This window comes from Neobacillus drentensis NBRC 102427, assembly GCF_001591445.1.
Taxonomy (GTDB): domain Bacteria; phylum Bacillota; class Bacilli; order Bacillales; family Cytobacillaceae; genus Neobacillus; species Neobacillus drentensis.
The window spans coordinates 40,237-60,149 of record NZ_BCUX01000019.1 but is presented as its reverse complement, the minus strand read 5'-3'; the positions used below and the strand labels follow the sequence as shown (position 1 = coordinate 60,149).

Below are 19,913 nucleotides of genomic sequence, written 5' to 3'. Positions count from 1 at the left end.
TCACGAAAGAGCTTTTCTCTTTAGCGCTTTACTGCTTAAATTATTCCCATTCCAGAAAGCCATACCGGTTGCAATTAAAAGTAAGATTCCCGTTACGATAAAAACCATTTGGACCGGAAAAATTCCACCCAGAAATCCGCCAATCATTGGACCCGTCATACCGCCGATTTGGTTGGCCGTTTGATTCAAACTAAAGGCCCTGCCTCGGAAATCCTCAGGAGTCGATTTTACAACGAGTCCATTCAACGCTGGGTAAACTGCGCAGAAGAATATTCCAAAAACAAAGCGAATCAACGAAAATCCCCAGATTTGGCTGAATAAAACTTGTGCAAGGGTCCCTAATCCACCGCCCAGCAAACCGATAAATAACACTCGTTGAAAGCCAACTTTATCCGCCCATTTTCCCCAAAATGGAGCAAACAGAGCACTAGCGATTCCAGGAAGGGAAAATACAACACCTGCTAATAACGAAGCGTTTTCGGACGATCCACCCAGTTTTACGATATATAATGGAAGAACTGGTTCAATTGTCATCACGGAACAACTTGTGAGCACAGTGAGTATAAGAACGAGTACGAAAGGACGATTGGTTAACGCCAATTTAAAGTCTGTTTTAATTGATCCTCGAACCTTACTTGGAGTAAAATTTTCCTCAACTACCCAAAAAATAATCAGAAGTGTCGCAAAGAAAACTATCATTCCTGCTGTGGCAAAGGCCCAGCGATTTCCCACTAAGTGAGAAATACCCCCACCTAACAAGGGACCGAGGATGGTGCCTGATGCTGATGCGGTGGATATGAGCGAAAGTGCATAACCCACCTTATTATTAGGTGTATTGGTACCTATTAACGCAATGGCACCGGGAATGAACCCACTTAGTAGGCCCTGTAAGATTCGTAGTACTAATATTTGATAGGGATTTGTGACAAAAGCCATCAACGTATAGATGACAAAAAGGACAAAACCTGCCCGGATGATCATTGGCTTTCTCCCATACTTATCTGCCATCCTACCCCAAAACGGCGAGGCAATCGCTCCTGCAAAAAAAGCCGAACTAAATAACAATCCCGCCCACATTTCTGTATGTTCATGTACACCAATTTGCAAAAGAAAAATAGGCAAAAAGGGAATGACCATGGAAAAGCTTGCTGCTGTAAAAAAGACCCCAATCCAGAGTACCCATAAATTCCGCTTCCAGTTTAGCATGCGATTCCCCTCCCGAGTTTTAATCAAACTATGTAATTTTTTTCCTTTGATTAATTTTCATATCGTTTATAATAACATACTGTTCAATTATTTTCATTTCCGAAATATTCGAATGCTGAATTATCTTCCGAACCCCTAAACGGCAAAAACCACCCAAATTAATGGATGGTTTCGAAAAAATGTTAATACTCCAAAGTTATTACAAGTTATACCAAATAAGCTCCCATCGCAACCATCGCATGCTTTAAAGCTTGCTCATACGCTTTATCTTTACCGATAACTAAACGAAAATCAGCCTTATCGCGAACGGTTGAACGTCCTTCGACTTCATAACCATTTTCAAAGATTAATAGACAAATAGTTGATTTATCGCTCATTCGATGGAACTTTTTTTCAACAATCATTTCCTCTAGTTTTCTTCGTTTATCATCCTTAATCTCAGCCATTCTTGAGTAAGGAAGAACAATGTGTTCATAATAATGGTTGTTTTTGCAAGCTACAGTAAGAATTTTTTCGCCTTGATGTTCTAAGTTATTAATCTCTCCGCATTTAGGACAAATGCTTTCAATTATCATTAGATCATCTCTCCCCTTAATTAAATTCTTTCTTAAGTTTTTTATTAAATCAACTAGATTATCTCACAAAGGAGGAAAATATTTACACACAATCATGAAATATCTATGAAATGCTTTCTTACTTAATAATAAAAGACCAAAAGCTCTGGCCGTTTGGTTCAACTGATATTAAGATATTACAGGGTTCTTTGATTCCCGGAATTTTTCCGGACTGCATGGACTAAAAAAGTTCCTGAGAAGACGGCAATTAAGATAGAAAAGAAAACAAATTCGTCGAATTGGAATCCGAAAGCAGAAACAATCATTTTTATGGCAATAATTGCAATTAAGATAAAGGCTGTGGTTTCTATTTCAGGGACCTTCTCTATTAATGATAGAAAGAGTTGCGCTACCCCACGCATCATTAAAATTCCGATCACCCCGCCAAGAAAAAGTACCCATTGCTGATTTGAAACTCCAAATGCGGCAATTACGCTATCCAAACTAAAGGCAATATCCATTAACTCCACCGTTAGCACCGTTCTCCAGAAACCCAATTTTTGTTTGGGAATTTCATCTTCTCCTTCGTTAGACTTGATAAAGTTTTGAACCACAATCCATAATAAGTAGTGACCGCCGACAATTTTTATCCAACCAATATTGACTAAGGTAACTCCAAGTCCAATCGCTAAAATGCGGAATAGATAAGCGCCAAAAATCCCATAAAACAGTGCTTTCTTTCGTTGACCTTTCGGTAATTTTTTTACCAATATTGCCAAAACAAGGGCGTTATCGGCAGAGAGTAACCCTTCAAGAATAACAAGTGTTCCTATAACTCCCCAGCTGGCAGGATTAGAAAATACTTTTTCTAGAGCTTCTAGTGAAAAAAATGAACTATAGCTATTGATCATTTCCTGTAGAAATCCCATTTCTTCTCCCTTTCCTACGCTTTTTTACACTCAAAATCTTTAATCATAGTTTTTGTCGTGCATTCTTATATAAATGTATGTACAACCTTTAAAATAATGAACCAAAACATACCTACCCTAGCAAGATAGTTTCGTTTCCGTTTGGTTATCAAAGGCATATATTAACTGTTCAAAACTTCGTCAAAACATTTCAAACAAAGTGTGAACTTATCACTATGCCCATGTTGTTTATCAAGAAAACGTAATATAGTGTAATCATAAAGAACAAACAAATCTTGAAGGGTGGAATCATTCATGTTTAATAAATTTTTAAGAGAAAATAAAATTGCAGCGGCTATTCTTACAGTCTTACGTTTATACCTCGGTTACTCTTGGTTTACAGCAGGTTATGGAAAATTAACTAGCGGCGGCTTCGATGCGGCAGGCTTCTTAAAAGGAGCGATCGCAAACCCTGTAAAAGGTCCGGACGGCGCGGTTGTATTTGGCTGGTATGTAGACTTCTTGAAACACTTTGCACTACCAAACGTAGATGTCTTCAATGTTCTTGTACCTTGGGGAGAAACTTTAATTGGCTTAGGCTTAATCTTAGGTTGCTTAACAACTACTGCCATGTTCTTTGGTTTAGTGATGAACTTCAGCTTCTTTTTAGCAGGAACAGTATCTCATAACCCTAGAGACATCTTCTTAGGATTTATCATCTTAACAGCTGGTTACAATGCAGGAAGAATCGGTTTAGACCGTTGGGTCGTTCCTTTCTTCAAAAAAATGAGCAAAAAAGGTACAGAGCACGAAAAAGCAAAAGTAACGGCATAAATTTAAGCTAATCAAAAAGACGATTCGGACTCGAATCGTCTTTTTCCATGTCTGGCACTGTGTAAATTATAGAAGTCCTTTGCGAAACTCAAATACAAAACTATGAATTATCGGTTTTTATGGTTGAATTTATTTTTTCGGCATTCTCGAAAGTTTAATGAAAACTCCCAAACCTGCGAAGAAAAAGCCAAGGCAAAGCAAACTCCCGGGACTGCCCCAGACAATATCGCTAATCATAAAAAATCGCCCCCTATGATTTGTAAATACTGTACTATTTTACCATATTTTTTGAATAATTTGGCTTTTTCTAGCTAATTTAACTGGGACCTACTTACGAACCTTATTAGAAGCAGCAACCTGGCTAAAGCCAACCTTTAATGGCACATGCAAATGTATTTTGTTCAATGTATTTACCTATGTGTCCTTTACGGGCTCGAATAAATTACATACACTAAAATAATTCATCAGTTTAGGAGTGGAAAAAATGTCATCTACTTTAGTTACGAATGTTCGAACAGCTTTGGGTTATACGGTACAAGCCATTCGATTTGCCGATAGTGCCTTAATCCTTTTCCTGGAACTATCCGCTTTTCCGTTGCCGCCAAACCCAATTAAAGTTCAATTCTACCAAGATGTCGTCGATCATCTTACAGAAGCATATCTTGCCATGAAGGCATTACCGTTCGATACTTATTTCCCAAGCGACCCTGTTTTTCCAAATACACCAATCGTTCCTCAAAGTGAAGATAACCAACACCTAATAAACCTATCTGACAACCGAATCTCGCTTGCATTAGACAAAATTGAACTTACCATTAATTATCTGGACCAAGCGATCGAGCAAATTGAAGAAAATGAAGCACTACATGGGCAGCTTTTCTTCATAAGATTTAGTTTATTAGCAGCTAGAGACGCACTAGTTTCAGGTTTAAATGAACCTGATTTTTCCGTCGGATAGATGTTTTCCCTCAAAAAAAACGTCTCCGCTAATAGCAGAAACGCTCTCTGTAGTTTTTTTAGTTTTTGTTATTAGCTGCAGTTTTGAAAATGAGTGCAGCTTCGCAATCAAACCCACTAGAGTGAATTTGTTTCCAGTCGAAATCCTTCGATGACTACATCTTCATCTACTTCCAACAATAGGCACCGTTTACCTTCGTATGTAATATATTTTAAATTTTTCAGCTCTTTTGGGTTGATGGATACGTCAGCTACCCTTGTACTAATTTTTATGGATTTAGGAACTAAACTGCTCGCTTTGAATTCATGATTCTCATCATCAATAACAGCTTTAAAGGCATGTTCCACTTTGGCGGTCTCAACATTTTCAACCCCGCTTACCGTTAAAATGCGTTCGATGTCGCGATGATCTAACTTAGGTGATTCACTTTCCTCATTTTCTATATTCTCCTGTATCACCTTATCGATTTCCTCATAGACATTAGCAATGACCCTGGAATCTACTTGATCTCCTACCACTTCCTTTACGATCAATTCGAAGATGTCCTTGTCTTCCTGTGCAGTAATGATCACTTCACAATTGAGGACTTCTTCAATAAAGGTTCCATCTGGTTGATTCGCTTTTCCGGCACAATAGAGAATATTGTTCACATCTGAAGCATTGTCATTGAAAGCAGGAAATAGAAATCCCGACAAAGGTGAATCCACATTAATAATCGGATCAACGATATGATAGGATTTAAATTCTTTCTCGATATAATCAAACATTAAGGCTTTTTTGGGCTGATCAGTTTTATTCAGACTGCTAAGGATAAACTTGCTGGAATAAACCTCATCATCCCCGCCTTCTTCAGAATCTGGATTCCGTTTCCGGGCCGCCTTTTTGTATTCCCCGCGGATAAATGTGACCACTGTATCAAATTCATATGCTGCATGCGTAAACATTTTCTCGACGATTTGGAGCATGTTTTCTTTCCAATCTTCCGATACGTCGGCTTGTAGGCCTTCGAAGAGGATCGTTTGTGTGCTGTCTTCCACATCACGCCTAAATTTCAGCTCAAATAGTTTGGTGTCTAGATTACCTGTCAAAACTTTTTTAAAGTTTGCCAAAAACAATTCTTGTGTTTCCAATTCTAACATTTGAAATGGTTGACTGACTTGATGGTAAATCTCACCTGATTCTTTCTTGACATAAACATTGAAGATTTCTTGAATTTGCATAAGATGATTGTCTAATTTAAATTGCTTCCGGATATTAGCGATGTCTTTTTTGTTCATTTGTGTCATCTCCCATTTCTGATTATACTGTTTAGAAAATAAAATAGTAATACAGAAATTAACTCTCATTATATTTTTGCAAACTCAATAAGGTCACCGCGTTGTCTAATAAACGATGTATTCTTATTTCTTTAAATGGTAAGGAACAGTAGTGATAATAACGTTTCTCCGAAACAGTAAGGAGGCACGAATCAGTAAACTTGATTGATTATGAAGAATATTGTGCCAGCCTTTCTTAGGAATAAATTGTGGAATGATTACTGTAACTCGGTAGTTCGCTTCACTAGCTTTATGTTCAATAGTATCAACAAATTTGGTAAGGGGATTAATGATACTTCTGTAATGCGAGTGAAGCGTCACCAGTCTTACATCTGGTTGCCACTTCTTCCATTTTTCTTCAAAGTTCTTCTCATCATCTCTTTCAAAAGAGACATATACTGCAATAATTTGATTTTGAGAAAGTGATTTAGCATAGTTTATCGAATTCGCTACCACATTCGTCATTCCAGCAACAGGAACAATTAGTACATTCCCTTCAATAGGCAGCAGAGGTTCACAAGTAGTGAGCCTAAGTTGGTCACCAACTGCTTCATAATGCTTTCTAATTCGGTAGAAAACAAAAAGAATAATAGGTAAAAAAACTATTACCGGCCATACTTGGCTGAATTTAGTTAAAAAGAACATCATAGTAACAATGAAGCTAATCATTGCCCCGATTGTATTTATTATTAGTTTTGGAAGCCATCCTTGAGGTTTCTCACGGATCCATTTAACGATCATTCCCGTTTGGGACAAGGTAAATGGAATAAACACTCCAATTGCATAAAGCGGGATTAGATGCTCTGTTTCAGCTTGAAAAGCAATAATTAAAATGATGGAAGTGACTGCAAGTATGATAATGCCATTTGAGTACCCCAATCTGTCTCCTCTTATAAGAAACATCCGCGGAATAAACTTATCTTTCGCAAGATTAACTGCCAGTAATGGGAAAGCAGAATAACCAGTGTTTGCAGCAAGGATTAAAATTAATGCTGTCGTTCCTTGAATAAAAAAGTACATGAAATTTCTTCCGAAAGTTTCCTCAGCAATCTGTGATACAACCGTTACCTCTGCCCTTGGAGTAATCCCATAATAGTAGGCTAAATAAATAATTCCTGAAAATAATATCGCCAGTAATGCACCCATCATCATTAATGTTTTGGAAGCATTATTAGGTGCGGGATCTTTGAAGTTAGGAATCGCATTGGATATAGCTTCAACCCCGGTTAAAGCAGAACTTCCCGAAGCAAACGCCCTTAATAGAATAAACAAACTTATTCCGGTAACAGGTGTACCAATTTTGGGATGCAGTTCAGGTGAAACTCCTCCTGTTAGAATATTATAAATACCCACGCCAATTAGAATGAACAACGCAAATACGAATAAGTACACGGGGTAGGCTAAAATGGATGCAGACTCCGTTACTCCTCTTAAGTTTAAAATTGTAATCAAAATGACGAATACTATCGCAATTTCGACGTTAAATTTATGTAAGGTCGGAAAGGCAGATGTTATAGCGTCAGTACCAGCAGACACACTTACAGCAACAGTTAGTATGTAGTCTACCAATAGAGAGCCTCCAGCTATTAAGCCGGGATTTACACCTAAGTTATTTTTTGAAACCACATATGCTCCCCCACCATGAGGGTACGCAAAGATGATTTGCCTATAAGACAGGATGAGAGCTGTTAAAAGTATTAATACACCAACTGCGATAGGAATTGAATACCAAAATGCTGCTGCACCTATTGTAAATAAAACTATCAGTATTTGTTCAGGTCCATATGCCACCGACGATAGAGCATCAGATGAAAGGATAGCTAATGCCTTGGTTTTGTTAAGTTTCTGTTCTCCTAATTCATTGGATTTCAAAGGTCGTCCAATTAAGAACCTTTTTAATGCTGAAATCATTAGTACTCACCACCTAATAGTTTAGTGTTTTAAAATTACCCTTTTCATTGTAAATTCCTCAAAAGTAAACGATATAAACGTAAATAAAAAAAAGTGCCTACAAGTCATAGTAAATAGACCTGTAGACACGTCATTTTTCTTGTGTCACAAGCTCCACCTTCCTTCTCATATAACGCTTACGAGGTTAGCTGTCGGATTCGGACCTTTGAGTAGCCCTACCTTGAAAGGATTCACCCCATGGATTAAATAACAACCCACAAAAATGGTTCCCCCGTACCAAATGGTTTAAGCGGCTTAAGAATTTGGAAACTGTGATAATAATACTCCTGTAAATAGCAAAAGTAAATGAAAATTATGTAAATGATTAAAACTATAGGTCAGTGGCAATGTTAGTAATAAACTTATTAGTCAATCCTAGTTGAATATTCTAAAATCCAACATGGAAAAGAGGAAATATATGTCCAAAGAAAATAGTCCTTTTTTATCGGATGACTTTTTAGACGAATTAGCAAAAGAGATTAACAAACAATTTGAAGGCCCTATAACGGAACAATTTGTTGAACCTACCAACAATGAAAGTGTTTAAATTGTATGCTAAGGTATTTTTTATTAATGAATCTTAAACCGCATTGAAGCGGTTTTTTTATCCTCTGCTTACTACACTAGCTGCCATTAGCTCAATGAGTAGTTTGTATGTATTTAATATTCACGGAGAAAATATAAAGGATAGAACTAATCCCTCATTAATTTGCTTAATGATAAAATTAGAGGTGCATAATGAAGAAACCAAAGCTGCTATTAATATTACTGTTGGTTCTACCCTGGCTTTCATTCCCTATATTAGGTCGGAGAACAATAATTAGATTTTTACCCGCCACTATTTTTATTAGTGTAATCTCAAAAATATTATACGCGATAGGTAAAAAGCGTAGGTGGTGGTCGTTTTATACAAAAGTAAATCCTATAATAAGCGGTGACACTGCATTTGTATTTGGTCCTTTTTTTCTTTCAGCACTCTGGATTCTTAAATTGACGTACGGTAGATTTCCTTTGTTTCTAATAGTAAATATCATAGTTCATATTTTATTTGATGTTTGGGGATTAAAACTTTTAAAACAAACACGAATAGTTAAATTAGTTAAATTAAATCCATTCCAGCATTTTTTGTTCCTTCAATTTAGAGCCTTGCTTTTATATAGTGTACAATTATTGATTGAGAAAATAAGAAAACATAAAAACCCTTTATTGAATAAAATCAGTCAATAAGGGTCTTTTTTTGCCACCTTCTTCTTCAACTATCCCGTTCGTTAATAAAACATCTATTAATTTTCGAATGTACTTCAGTAAAAAACAAAGGTGAAAAGGTAAAAATCTTCCCCTACCCAAAGAGGGAAGATGATGATAATTATTTCTTTATATATTGAAGCATAGCAAGTTGCCCTAATTTTTCTACTTTCGTTAATGTGTAGTTTTGAGTAATATCATCTCCGGTATAGAGGGAGATGCCCTTACCTAAAATAATCGGTGCAATGGCCAGTTGGAATTCATCAATTAAATTTTCTTTAAAAAATTCACGAGCTAAGTTTCCTCCACCAATTAACCATATATCCTTACCGGGCTTTTGTTTTATATTTTTAATGAACGTTTTGACCTCTTCATTAATAAATGTAGCGTATTCATCTGATCCACTAACAGATTTAGAAAATACATAATTTTTATAATCACTATAAGGATAGTCGATATCAAATCCACGAACGACATCATAAGTTCCTTTTCCCATTACAACCGTGTCAATTCTTTCAAGGAGTGATTTGTAGCCGGAATCTCCTTCTACTTCTGTTGATTCTAACCATTCTAATGTACCATCATCATTTGCAATATAACCATCAATAGATGTACCAATGTATAAAATAATGTTACGCTGTTTTTTCATTTGAATCTCCTTTACCTTGTTTCAGATGATCAAATCAGTATACTAATTAATTACGACAAAACCTGCTATTTTATTAAAATAAGAAGAATGCATGTCAAAAATATAAAGACTTTTAAGCATCTTAATGTAAATAAATATGTTATGTAACTTACACACCGAAAGTTTAAGTACAATTTTCACAAACTGGATAGTTTAATCTTTTATATCACAAACTAATTCAAAAAAGGAAGGATAATATGAATTCAGATTTATATGTGACGCTCATACTGTGGTTACTATTACCTTTCCTTCTTTGGAAACTTATCCCACGAAATCGACTTCGAGAAGCTATTGCTACCCTTTTGTTTTTTCAGATGTTAACTTGGTTGATTAGCATCTTCCTTACATATTTTGGATTTCTTGAACCTCCCTTTAGACTTTTCAAACATGCAACAAAAATCAATTGGACGATGGAATATTTAGTATTTCCTTTTTTTGCTGTTCTGTTTCAACTTAAATTTCCAAAAAATGAACTCTTTCTAAGACGTGTTTTCCATTATTTGAGTGGTGGAATTTTATGCGGAAGCAAATCGTCGAATTTATAAGCTTCGATCAGAATCCTTTAAGGCATTAAACATTTGGTTGGAACAGTATCGTGAAATATGGGAAGAAAAACTCGACAGCTTAGAACTTTATCTGAAGGAGCTACAAAATAAAAAACAATAATTGAAGGAAGAAAATGGTTACAAAAACCGAAATCATCCGTAGTTTCAACGCTCCTAGTGAGCTTGTATTTAAGGCATTTACCGAATCAGAACATCTGCAGAACTGGTGGGGCCCAAAAGGATGGGCTTTTGATATTTCTAAGTTTGAGCTTCGCCGGAATGGTGTCTTCCATTACAGCCAGACATCTCCAGAAGGTAATGTAATGTGGGTCAAATTTGTTTATCATGAAGTAAATGCTCCAGAGAAACTCGTTTACACCTCTTTCTTTTCTGATGAAAAGGGTAACATCGTACGAGCTCCTTTTAACGATAACTGGCCATTGGAAATTCTCAATACTTTTACATTCACCGAGCATGAAGGTAAAACAATACTTACGATGATTGGGGCTCCTGTATCCCCAACTGAAGAGGAAATGAAAACTTATGAGGAGTCACAAGAAATGGTTCAGGAGGGCTTTTCAGGAACCTTCGATCATCTGGCTGATTATCTCTCAAATATTTCAGAAAACTGATACATAGGTCTTTGACGAACAAAAGAACAATGAGAACACTGTGAACACTGTTAATAGCAGGGTTCTCAGTGTTTTTGGTAATTAAATTCAAAGATTCATACCCCCTGATACTTTCACTAACCTGCTTCTAAAATCCCCTCTCCTTCTTCAATACCTTGCTCTTTCATTTCCTTGTTGTAAAACTCAATCACTTTATTATACTAATCTGCCAATCCGTGAGAAATTTTTCTTAAGAATGCCCTAGGTGTATTTTTCATCACACCTTTTCTTCCCTACCGGATGTAAAATCAGAATGAATATATCTATGCAAAAGGAGGTTTTTGAATCAGCGGAGGTTAGAAGGACGATAAATGAAAGTTGATTAACATTCCTTTATAAAAACTTCCGGCAGTTTAGCAGTGTAGGAATCATACATATGTATCTAACCAAAAAACTTAGGAGGAAAATCAATTGTTCAACTTATTTATTTTCGTATTAATTGCAATTACATTGGTCTTGTTAAGTATCTTTGTTGATGGCCTGATGAGGTTACATAAGGAAGAAAAAGAAGCTGAAAAAAATAATGTCCGCGACGGAATGGAAGGTTATTTAGATCAAACCTTTGGATTTGGTTTTGTAAAAATATTTAAAACAATACACGATGCCGATGGTAATGTAAGATATTTGGTTTATTTGCCACAAAACGAGTGGTTCAAGGCACCTCAATACAAATGGTATGAAGTGTATGCGACCAAGAGCGGCTTTCAACATAATGAAATCATACGATAAAAAAATGGCTTGGAGTTTTCCTCCAAGCCATTTTTCCATTATTCACGCGATCCTATTTAACATTTTCGATAATGGTAGCTACACCTTGTCCTCCACCGACACATAACGTAGCTAGACCGTAGCGATTTTCTCTTTTCTTTAATTCATGGATTAAAGTAACCAAAATTCTCGCACCACTCGCACCGATTGGATGACCAAGAGCAATGGCCCCACCATTAACATTTAATTTTTCTTTATTGAATTGAAGCTCGCGATCTACTGCAATTGATTGTGCAGCAAATGCTTCGTTTGCTTCAATTAATTCAATGTCTTCTAATGATAAAGAAGCAGTTTTTAGTGCTTTTTTTACAGCTGGAACTGGACCGATTCCCATAATACTTGGATCCACACCTGCAGTAGCATTCGCTTTAATCGTAACTAAAGGTGTTACTCCTAATTCGTCTGCCTTTTTACGGCTCATCACAACAAATGCTGCCGCACCATCGTTAATTCCTGAAGCATTAGCAGCAGTAACAGTTCCATCCTTTTTAAATGCAGGACGAAGCTTACCTAATCCCTCTACTGTCGTTCCAAATCGTGGGAATTCATCTTGGCTGTATACTGTCACTTGTCCCTTACGCCCCGATACCTCTACAGGGACAATTTCATCAGCAAAACGATTAGATTCAATCGCTGCTTGAGCCTTTTGCTGACTCCACGCGGCAAACTCATCTTGTTCTGCACGTGAAATTTCATACTTCTCAGCAAGATTTTCCGCTGTTACACCCATGTGGTAGTTATTTTCCGCACATGTTAATCCATCCTGAAGCATGCTGTCTATAATTTTCTGATCGCCCATCTTAAATCCATTTCGTCCGCCTTTTAACAAATATGGTGCTTGACTCATATTTTCCATTCCACCAGCAATGACTACTTCTGCCTCCCCAGCAAGAATCGCTTGGGTAGCTAGGTGAACCGCTTTTAATCCTGAGCCACAAAGCATGTTAATCGTCATAGCTGTTGCCTCTTGAGGAATACCTACAGCAAGGGCAGCTTGTCTTGCCGGATTTTGACCTGCTCCTGCTTGTAATACATTCCCCATGATCACTTCATCCACATCATTAGCAGTAATTCCAGCTCTTTCAATGGCTGCTTTTATGACAGTGGAACCTAACTGAATGGCTGAAACATTTTCAAAACTTCCTAAAAAACTTCCAATTGGTGTTCTGACTGCACTTACAATGACAACTTCATTTACTGACATTAAGATCTCCTCCAAGTAATTTATGTATTCAAATATTAATCCCCCACAAATATTACTACATTTCGCAGAACTTTTCGTGACAAACTATTCGACAAATTCAGAGTTTTTTCTCTTTTGGTATTAATAATTAATTAGCTAAGCGCTTAGTTATTCACCTTATCAAACATGCAAATTGTCTACTCATGACAATGAAATAGCTGTATATAAATAAGAATCAACTATGCTTCCAAACAGCGAGAAGCTTTTTGATGGACTTCGTAGGAATATGACGGATTTTGTAGAAAAGTTTTTATTGTTTGTATTTTAATATAATTATAGGAATTATCGTAAAAATAAAACATGCATGAGTCTCAACTCGCAACCCATGCATGGAACTGAATTAAATATGAGTAGTACATCTTTTATATCACTAAGCCGCCATCCACGCTTAATATCGTTCCGTTTATATAATTGGCCGTATCTGAAGCCAAGAATAAATACGCTGCAGCAATATCCTCCGGTTTGCCTAACTTCCTAAGCGGAGTCTTTTCCTTCATGTATTGAAGCACCTTATCTGGAACTGCTGCAGTCATACCCGTTTCAATGAAGCCCGGGGCAACGGCATTGACTCGGATCCCCTTTGGTCCAAATTCTTTCGCCCAGCTTTTCGTTAGTCCAATCACACCTGCCTTTGTAGCAGCATAATTGGTTTGACCAATATTACCGTATAAACCAACGACAGATGATGCATTAAGAATAACTCCTGATCCCTGCTTTAACATAATCGGTGCGACAGCTTTCGTGCATTTAAAAACACCTGACAGGTTTACAGCAATGACCCTTTCCCAAGCGGATTCATCCATTTTTGTCAGAAAGCCATCAAGTGTGATCCCAGCATTGTTTATTAGGACATCAATTCTGTTATGCCTATCTACTGTTGACTGAACCATCTCTTCGATCTGCTTACTGTCTGTGACATCCACTTTAAAAAACGCTAACCTTTCATTATTTAATTCCTCTAATGCTGTTTTACCTGCCGACTCATCATAATCACATATGACGACACTTGCACCCTCTTGAAGAAATTGTTTTGCGGTTTCTTTGCCGATTCCCTGTGCTCCACCTGTAATTAACACCACTTTTTCATTATAGCCCAATAATATCACCTCGTTTTTTCTTTTCAGATTAGACAGTTGGCTACAACATCATCACTTGGCAAATGAGTTTAGAATCCCAAAATAAAAGTGTCAATACAACTAAGCATTGGAAACAGCAACAAGCCATTTTTATCCATATTATGATTGTTTCCCCTGTTTTATCACTCCTTTTAATTTCATGTGAAATTCGCAAAAAAATGAGAAATTTGTCGGAAAATGAAGAATTATTTTTAGATAATTTTCAATCTTTAATCTTTTAAAATTTCAATTATGTTAGTATGATGAATAGGTCAACAAAAGTATTCAAGGAGGAATAAAAATGAGTCAAGACTTTAATTTTTATGATGTTTGGAAGGATTTGTATTCACAATCCAGTAAGTTTTTCGATGAGAAAATAAGCCAGGATTTCCCTTCCCAAGGAATGGGTCAGGTTTTAGAAATGAATCTTCAATTTAAAAAAATGATCGATGAATCGACATTAAAGTATTTAGAATTTATAAATGTTCCAAGTCGAAATGATATTGCCGACATCTCTTCACTAATTGTTAATGTAGATGCTAAAGTAGATGATCTTGAAGAGAAATTGGAAGAAAAATTTGATAACCAAGACCAGGAATCATTGAAGACAGAATTGTCGAATTTAAAAAAGGATATGAAGAATTTAGATAATAAAATAAACCAAATCCTAACTTTATTAAAAGTGCCGGAAATTAAGAAATAGAATTACGTTACATACTTGCAAAAGTAAAACTTAGTAATTTAGTAAACTAACAACTACACAATCGGGAGTGGAAAACACATGACAGGATTAAAAGATAAAGTTGCAATAGTAACAGGTGGCAGCAGAGGTATTGGAGCAGCGATTGCATTGGAACTAGCTAAAAATGGCGCGAAAGTTGTCATTAACTATAATGTCCGCAAAGAACTAGCAGATAGAGTAGTCGCAGAAATCAATGAATTTGGCGGAGAAGCTTATGCAGTTCAAGCAGACGTCTCTGAAAGTAATGAAGCAACCTACCTAGTACAAGAAACAATCAATCATTATGGCAAATTAGATATCCTTATTAATAATGCAGGAATTACAAGAGATAGCACGTTCAAAAAGTTAAATGAAGAAGATTGGAGAAAGGTTATCGATGTTAATCTAAACAGTGTTTACAACAATACATCAGCCGCCCTCCCTTACCTTATGGATTCAGAAGCTGGCCGCATTATTAACATTTCATCAATCATCGGGCAAGCAGGCGGATTTGGTCAAACCAACTATGCTGCAGCAAAAGCAGGTCTAATTGGCTACACTAAATCATTGGCTCTTGAACTTGCAAGAAGCAAGGTTACCGTTAATGCGATTTGCCCTGGATTTATTGGAACTGAAATGGTTCAAGCTATTCCTGAAAAAGTTCTTGCAGGAATCGTTGAAAAAGTACCACAAAAACGCTTAGGTAAACCAGAAGAAATCGCTCGTGGAGTAGTTTTCTTATGTAAAGATGGCGACTATATTACTGGTCAGCAATTAAATATTAACGGTGGACTTTACATGTAATTGTCATGAAGGTACAAACTTCTCTATATATTATTAGAGTAAATAATTTAAGTAAGGAGTGAACTGTCATTAGCGTTCTTATACCAAAAGAATTGAATACGATACTTGATTATACCCCTCAAGAGTATAAAGACATGTATCAGCGTGTACAACGCGCAACTCAAGTATTAACGACAGATGCCGAACCGGAAGTAGCCCCTACACCGAAAGAAGTTGTTTGGACTAGAAATAAAACGAAGCTTTATCGGTATATTTCTGATCATCCAAAAAAACATAAAGTTCCACTTCTTTTTGTTTATGCTTTGATTAATAAACCCTATATTTTAGATTTAACAAAGGGTGGCAGTTTAATAGAGTTCTTGGTTGGACGAGGTTTTGATGTCTATCTTCTTGACTGGGGTACACCAGGTTACGAAGATAGAAATATGAAACTTGATGATTATGTTATGGACTATATTCCACGTGCTGTCCGTAAAGTTTTGCGTAAATCTAATGCAGATGAAGTATCGATTCTTGGTTACTGCATGGGCGGGACGATTACATCAATGTTTGCGGCTTTGCACCCTGAATTACCTATTCGGAATCTTATCTTTATGACAAGTCCGTTTGATTTTGAAAATAGCAGCACATATGGCGAGATGCTTGATGAACGATATTTTGATATTGATAAAGTAGTAGATACCCTTGGTTGTATTCCACCGGAAATGATTGACTATGGAAACAAAATGATTAATCCAATGGGAACCAATTTTGGACCATTTATTAGCCTTGTTGAGCGTGCTGACAATGAGAATTTCATCAAGAGCTTTAAACTACTGCAAAAATGGTTAAACGACGGAATCTTATTCCCTGGTGAGGCCTACCGTCAGTGGATTAGAGATTTTTATCAAAAGAACAAACTGATCAACGGCGAAATGGTTATTCGCGGACAAAAGGTCAAACTAGAAAATATCACGGCCAATGTGCTCAATTTAGCTGGGAAAAATGACCTCATTGCCCCACCCCATCAAGTGGAGGCATTGATGAATGCGATCTCAAGTGAGGATAAGGAATTTAAAGTTTTACCTGTTGGTCATACTTCCATTACTTATGGCAGTCAAGCAACAAAAATTACGTATCCAACCATTGCAGAATGGTTAGTAAAACGATCCAACTAATCAAAGAGAAAGTCTAATCAGTGAGGTATTTCTTTTACATCAGTGGAGTGTCCCGAAACATTTGGGGCACTCATTTTTGTTATTTCTAGAAGTTCACACTTTTACGAGGAAAACAAGTTGTTAGTAGTGGTAAAGTTAATTATATTTAATTTTCAGATAATAAGCAAGTGGTAACAGGATAAAAACTTCTCTGAAATGCGCTAATTATTTTGCATTAGTCTCCTCCACTAGTTACCGTTGCACCGATTTTTCACCCTGCACGGGCATTAGTCGCTTTCACTGGTTACCGTGGAACTGATTTTTCTCCCTTCACGAGCACCATTCACTTCCTATAAGTTGCTTTCCTTAACGAAAAAAATACCACAGTACCTCGGACTGTGGTAAAAAGTTATAGCCTAATACTCTAATAAAAAATTAGTCTTCTTCAAACCCAGAAAACCCAATAGATGCAGCAGAAAGCGCTTGGTCCCATTCTTGCTTTTGTTGTTTGTGCTGGAGTGATTTTAGGTCCGCACAGAGTTTCTTCACATCCACTTGCTGCTCATAATGCCATTCAAGGGCAATTGATGTATACAATTCATTGAGCTGCGCATAGGAGAAATCTTTTGTTGAATCAACGACTTGCTGAATCTCTTCGTCTGAAAGAATTCGAGCAATTTTTTTATTTATTAAATACTGATAACGAAGTTCCTTCGTCGGTACATGAATCTCATAAGCTCGGTCAAACCTGCCAGAGCGGTTCATTAGGGCAGGATCAATCTTTTCAGGATAATTTGTCGTCCCAATGATGAAGATCCCTTCCTTCGAAGTGGCACCGTCTAAAATATTTAGGAGTACGGACCTGACGCTTGCCGGCATGGAATCTATATCTTCAATGACAAGTACCAATGGGGTCAATTTTAAAACAGACGTAAAGACCTCTTTAATCGTATAGCTCGATGTAAATTCTGTAATCTGCCAATAAGCGACTGGAGCATTAATACTGCTAGCAATCGATTTCACAAGTGTAGTTTTTCCATTACCAGGTTTTCCGTAAAGGAGAATCCCCCGTTTGTATGGTATATCATACGTTTTGAAAAACTGGCCGCTTTCCAAAAAGAATTCATCAATCGAGCGGTAGATTTCCCTTTTTAAAGAATCCTCTAAAAATACATCTTCTCTTCTAACCAACGTTGTAATACTATCAATCTCTGTTTCTACGCCATCTTCTGTATCCGTAAAAACAGTCACATAGTTTTTAATATAATCTCTTTTTCTTTTGAGAACATATTTCAGAAATTCAACTAAGCAAGCATCATTTTTGGCAAAGATAAAGTCACGCGTCATTTCTCCATCACTTTGAAAAATAACCAATCTTGCCAGCGCAACCTGATAATTAGAATAGTAAAAAAGACTGTTCGTAATCCGTGGTTTAACGATGAGCTCCATCGCTTTATCGGTATGGTTAGAGGAGATGGTCTTTGTCTCCCCTTCTTTATAAATATGACAAATCAATTGAACTTCCAGAGACTCCTCTTTCAAATCTTCCTCAAGGATGTCCCAAATCTCATTTGAAGTATCTTCATCTGAGTTCATATGAAAGTCGATGCCCACTTCATCCATAAGCTTTTCCTGAAGTGAAGAAACAACTTTCCCATAATCATAATAATATGGCAATGCCTTACGATCTATCATATTTGTGTCAAACAGAACATTATTTTTCATCTAGTTCTCCTTAGGATTAGTCATTTCCTATATATCTATCATAATAGCATTTTTATCTTTCAATAGGTTAAGCAAATTTTGTTATTATGCTTCGTTTGTCCTCTATCCATTTAACCCCCCCCATCAAAATAATAAATGTTTAGGTGGAGACAAATGTAAAAATTTTATATACAATTCAGTTATTACATATCAGGGGGAGAAACATGTTAGCAGCAATGATACACGGAATGATCTTAGCTTTCGGCTTAATCCTGCCGTTAGGAGTCCAAAATGTTTTTGTGTTTAATCAAGGGGCAAGTCAACCCAAATTCGTGAGAGCTCTGCCAGTCATTATTACCGCAGCCATTTGTGATACTTTGCTTATTTCAATATCTGTCATCGGAGTGTCGGTAATTGTACTTGATTCCTATTGGATAAAAACACTACTTTATGTGATTGGTAGTTTATTTTTACTCTACATGGGTTTTGTTGTATGGAAGGCAAAACCCCAAAATGTACAGGAAGCAGGATTATCTTTTTCACCCAAAAAACAAATATCTTTTGCAATATCCGTGTCTTTACTAAACCCACATGCCATTTTGGATACCGTTGGGGTAATCGGAACAAGTTCCGTTAAATATATAGGCTCGGAGAAAGTAGCCTTTGCTGTTGCCTGTATACTAGTTTCGTGGATATGGTTTGCAGGATTGGGGATAACCGGTAGATTACTAGGAAAAATAGATAAATCGGGAATTTATCTAACTGTATTAAATAAAGTTTCAGCTATCGTCATGTGGGGCACAGCTATATATATTTGCTCTTCCCTTTTTTAATCAGTTCCAACCCTAATTAAACTAGAATACGAAAAGCAAATGAAGTGGTAAAAAAAACCGCCAATGTAAGCGGTTTGAATACTTATTCAAGATCGTTTACATTTTTTTCAATACTTCTTAAATAGATTGGGTATGACATTAGAAATAATTTTTAGTGGATCGCTTGAACTTTGGGTTAAACAAAGCATTATTCCACCTTCAAGAGAAGCTGTCATCATGAGAGCAATTGAATGAGCAGTTTCTTGGGGAAACCCCTCTGCTACTAACTTAGTCGAATAAATCCTTTGCATTTTAGAGTAAAGGTCCAAACAGACATTTCGGGCTGGGTCACTTAGAGAACCCATTTCGCTAACGATGCTGGTAAATGTAGCAGCAGCAATGGTACCCTCTCGTTCAAAGTCAGCTACTAATTTATCTATCATGGCATGTGTGGCTTCTTGAGTAGTTGGATAATGGTTGAAAAAAAATTCAATACTCGTAGTAATGGTTTCATTTATTGACTGAAGGCAAGTAATTAATAATTCTTCTTTTCCATTTGGAAAATGATGATAAAAAGAACCTTTTGAAATATTGCATGCATTTAAAATTTCGGTAATTCCTACACCCTTATATCCTTTTTGCTGGAAAAGCGATTTCGATATGTCGATTATTTGTAATTTTGTATCCATATCTGTTAAAAAACTCCTTTATGCCGAATCGTTAATAATAACTATA

Annotated in this window: 21 protein-coding genes and 1 riboswitch; of the genes, 11 read left to right on the top strand and 10 right to left on the bottom strand. The window is 36.5% G+C overall.

All coding sequences use genetic code 11. The features are described from left to right. The 3 genes from BDR01S_RS10930 to BDR01S_RS10920 all read right to left on the bottom strand — a co-directional run bounded on the left by BDR01S_RS10930 (position 1) and on the right by BDR01S_RS10920 (position 2,689). Complete coding sequence (locus BDR01S_RS10930) at positions 1 to 1,206, bottom strand: MFS transporter (RefSeq protein ID WP_066254561.1); 1,206 nt, start codon at positions 1,204 to 1,206, stop codon at positions 1 to 3. Between the two features lie 206 nt (positions 1,207 to 1,412). Further along, positions 1,413 to 1,781 (bottom strand): Gp49 family protein, encoded by a 369-nt coding sequence (locus BDR01S_RS10925; protein ID WP_066254559.1) that lies wholly within the window; start codon positions 1,779 to 1,781, stop codon positions 1,413 to 1,415. A 176-nt stretch (positions 1,782 to 1,957) separates the two neighbouring features. After that, positions 1,958 to 2,689, bottom strand: coding sequence for a TerC family protein (locus BDR01S_RS10920; RefSeq protein WP_066254558.1), 732 nt, complete (start codon positions 2,687 to 2,689; stop codon positions 1,958 to 1,960). Between the two features lie 294 nt (positions 2,690 to 2,983). On the opposite strand from BDR01S_RS10920, the gene BDR01S_RS10915 reads away from it, so the two are divergent. Both BDR01S_RS10915 and BDR01S_RS10910 read left to right on the top strand, forming a co-directional pair. After that, positions 2,984 to 3,502 carry a DoxX family membrane protein gene (locus BDR01S_RS10915; protein WP_066254556.1) on the top strand — a complete coding sequence of 173 codons (519 nt, stop codon included), beginning with the start codon at positions 2,984 to 2,986 and terminating at the stop codon, positions 3,500 to 3,502. 484 nt (positions 3,503 to 3,986) lie between these two features. Continuing rightward, positions 3,987 to 4,460, top strand: a complete 474-nt coding sequence (locus tag BDR01S_RS10910) for a plant Invertase/pectin methylesterase inhibitor family protein (RefSeq protein ID WP_066254553.1) — start codon at positions 3,987 to 3,989, stop codon at positions 4,458 to 4,460. 116 nt (positions 4,461 to 4,576) lie between these two features. Here BDR01S_RS10910 and BDR01S_RS10905 read toward each other — a convergent pair whose 3' ends face one another. Further along, a complete protein-coding gene (locus BDR01S_RS10905; RefSeq protein WP_066254551.1) occupies positions 4,577 to 5,737 on the bottom strand; it encodes a DUF4317 domain-containing protein in 1,161 nt (386 codons plus the stop codon). 123 nt (positions 5,738 to 5,860) lie between these two features. Then, the gene (gene kimA, locus BDR01S_RS10900; protein WP_066254548.1) at positions 5,861 to 7,687 is read right to left on the bottom strand and encodes a potassium transporter KimA; all 1,827 of its coding nucleotides are present in this window, start codon (positions 7,685 to 7,687) and stop codon (positions 5,861 to 5,863) included. Between the two features lie 157 nt (positions 7,688 to 7,844). Then, a riboswitch (cyclic di-AMP (ydaO/yuaA leader) is annotated at positions 7,845 to 7,989 on the bottom strand. 155 nt (positions 7,990 to 8,144) lie between these two features. Between kimA and BDR01S_RS25345 the strand changes: the two genes are divergently transcribed. After that, a complete protein-coding gene (locus BDR01S_RS25345) occupies positions 8,145 to 8,273 on the top strand; it encodes a hypothetical protein (RefSeq protein ID WP_157406150.1) in 129 nt (42 codons plus the stop codon). Positions 8,274 to 9,092: 819 nt separating this feature from the next. On the opposite strand, the gene BDR01S_RS10890 is transcribed toward BDR01S_RS25345, so the two are convergent. Further along, entirely contained in the window at positions 9,093 to 9,620 is a 528-nt protein-coding gene (locus BDR01S_RS10890) for a dihydrofolate reductase family protein (RefSeq protein WP_066254541.1), read from the bottom strand. Positions 9,621 to 9,856: 236 nt separating this feature from the next. On the opposite strand from BDR01S_RS10890, the gene BDR01S_RS26655 reads away from it, so the two are divergent. The 3 genes from BDR01S_RS26655 (at position 9,857) to BDR01S_RS10875 (ending at position 11,604) form a co-directional block, all read left to right on the top strand. Next, positions 9,857 to 10,204, top strand: a complete 348-nt coding sequence (locus tag BDR01S_RS26655; protein ID WP_066254537.1) for a CBO0543 family protein — start codon at positions 9,857 to 9,859, stop codon at positions 10,202 to 10,204. Positions 10,205 to 10,338: 134 nt separating this feature from the next. Further along, positions 10,339 to 10,836, top strand: a complete 498-nt coding sequence (locus BDR01S_RS10880) for an SRPBCC family protein (protein ID WP_066254534.1) — start codon at positions 10,339 to 10,341, stop codon at positions 10,834 to 10,836. A 450-nt stretch (positions 10,837 to 11,286) separates the two neighbouring features. Next, positions 11,287 to 11,604, top strand: coding sequence for a hypothetical protein (locus tag BDR01S_RS10875; RefSeq protein ID WP_066254530.1), 318 nt, complete (start codon positions 11,287 to 11,289; stop codon positions 11,602 to 11,604). Between the two features lie 52 nt (positions 11,605 to 11,656). Here BDR01S_RS10875 and BDR01S_RS10870 read toward each other — a convergent pair whose 3' ends face one another. Together BDR01S_RS10870 and fabG are read right to left on the bottom strand one after the other, a co-directional pair. Further along, positions 11,657 to 12,847 (bottom strand): acetyl-CoA C-acetyltransferase, encoded by a 1,191-nt coding sequence (locus BDR01S_RS10870; RefSeq protein WP_066254528.1) that lies wholly within the window; start codon positions 12,845 to 12,847, stop codon positions 11,657 to 11,659. A gap of 401 nt (positions 12,848 to 13,248) precedes the next feature. Continuing rightward, positions 13,249 to 13,983, bottom strand: a complete 735-nt coding sequence (gene fabG / locus BDR01S_RS10865) for a 3-oxoacyl-ACP reductase FabG (RefSeq protein ID WP_157406149.1) — start codon at positions 13,981 to 13,983, stop codon at positions 13,249 to 13,251. A 62-nt stretch (positions 13,984 to 14,045) separates the two neighbouring features. On the opposite strand from fabG, the gene BDR01S_RS26065 reads away from it, so the two are divergent. From BDR01S_RS26065 to phaC, 4 genes are all read left to right on the top strand, one after another. Then, on the top strand, positions 14,046 to 14,243 hold the full coding sequence (locus BDR01S_RS26065) for a hypothetical protein (protein WP_066254522.1): 198 nt from the start codon (positions 14,046 to 14,048) through the stop codon (positions 14,241 to 14,243). Positions 14,244 to 14,302: 59 nt separating this feature from the next. Then, entirely contained in the window at positions 14,303 to 14,704 is a 402-nt protein-coding gene (locus tag BDR01S_RS10855; protein WP_066254520.1) for a hypothetical protein, read from the top strand. Between the two features lie 78 nt (positions 14,705 to 14,782). Next, on the top strand, positions 14,783 to 15,526 hold the full coding sequence (locus BDR01S_RS10850) for a 3-oxoacyl-ACP reductase (protein ID WP_066254517.1): 744 nt from the start codon (positions 14,783 to 14,785) through the stop codon (positions 15,524 to 15,526). Between the two features lie 68 nt (positions 15,527 to 15,594). After that, a complete protein-coding gene (phaC, locus tag BDR01S_RS10845; protein ID WP_066254514.1) occupies positions 15,595 to 16,683 on the top strand; it encodes a class III poly(R)-hydroxyalkanoic acid synthase subunit PhaC in 1,089 nt (362 codons plus the stop codon). Between the two features lie 414 nt (positions 16,684 to 17,097). Here the strand turns inward: phaC and BDR01S_RS10840 are convergent, their stop codons facing one another. After that, on the bottom strand, positions 17,098 to 18,387 hold the full coding sequence (locus tag BDR01S_RS10840) for an AAA family ATPase (protein WP_066254513.1): 1,290 nt from the start codon (positions 18,385 to 18,387) through the stop codon (positions 17,098 to 17,100). 203 nt (positions 18,388 to 18,590) lie between these two features. Here BDR01S_RS10840 and BDR01S_RS10835 point away from each other — a divergent pair, with 203 nt between their 5' ends. Beyond that, the gene (locus BDR01S_RS10835; protein WP_066254510.1) at positions 18,591 to 19,199 is read left to right on the top strand and encodes a LysE/ArgO family amino acid transporter; all 609 of its coding nucleotides are present in this window, start codon (positions 18,591 to 18,593) and stop codon (positions 19,197 to 19,199) included. Positions 19,200 to 19,306: 107 nt separating this feature from the next. Here BDR01S_RS10835 and BDR01S_RS10830 read toward each other — a convergent pair whose 3' ends face one another. Next, positions 19,307 to 19,867 (bottom strand): TetR/AcrR family transcriptional regulator, encoded by a 561-nt coding sequence (locus BDR01S_RS10830; protein WP_066254505.1) that lies wholly within the window; start codon positions 19,865 to 19,867, stop codon positions 19,307 to 19,309. Between the last annotated feature and the right edge of the window lie 46 nt (positions 19,868 to 19,913).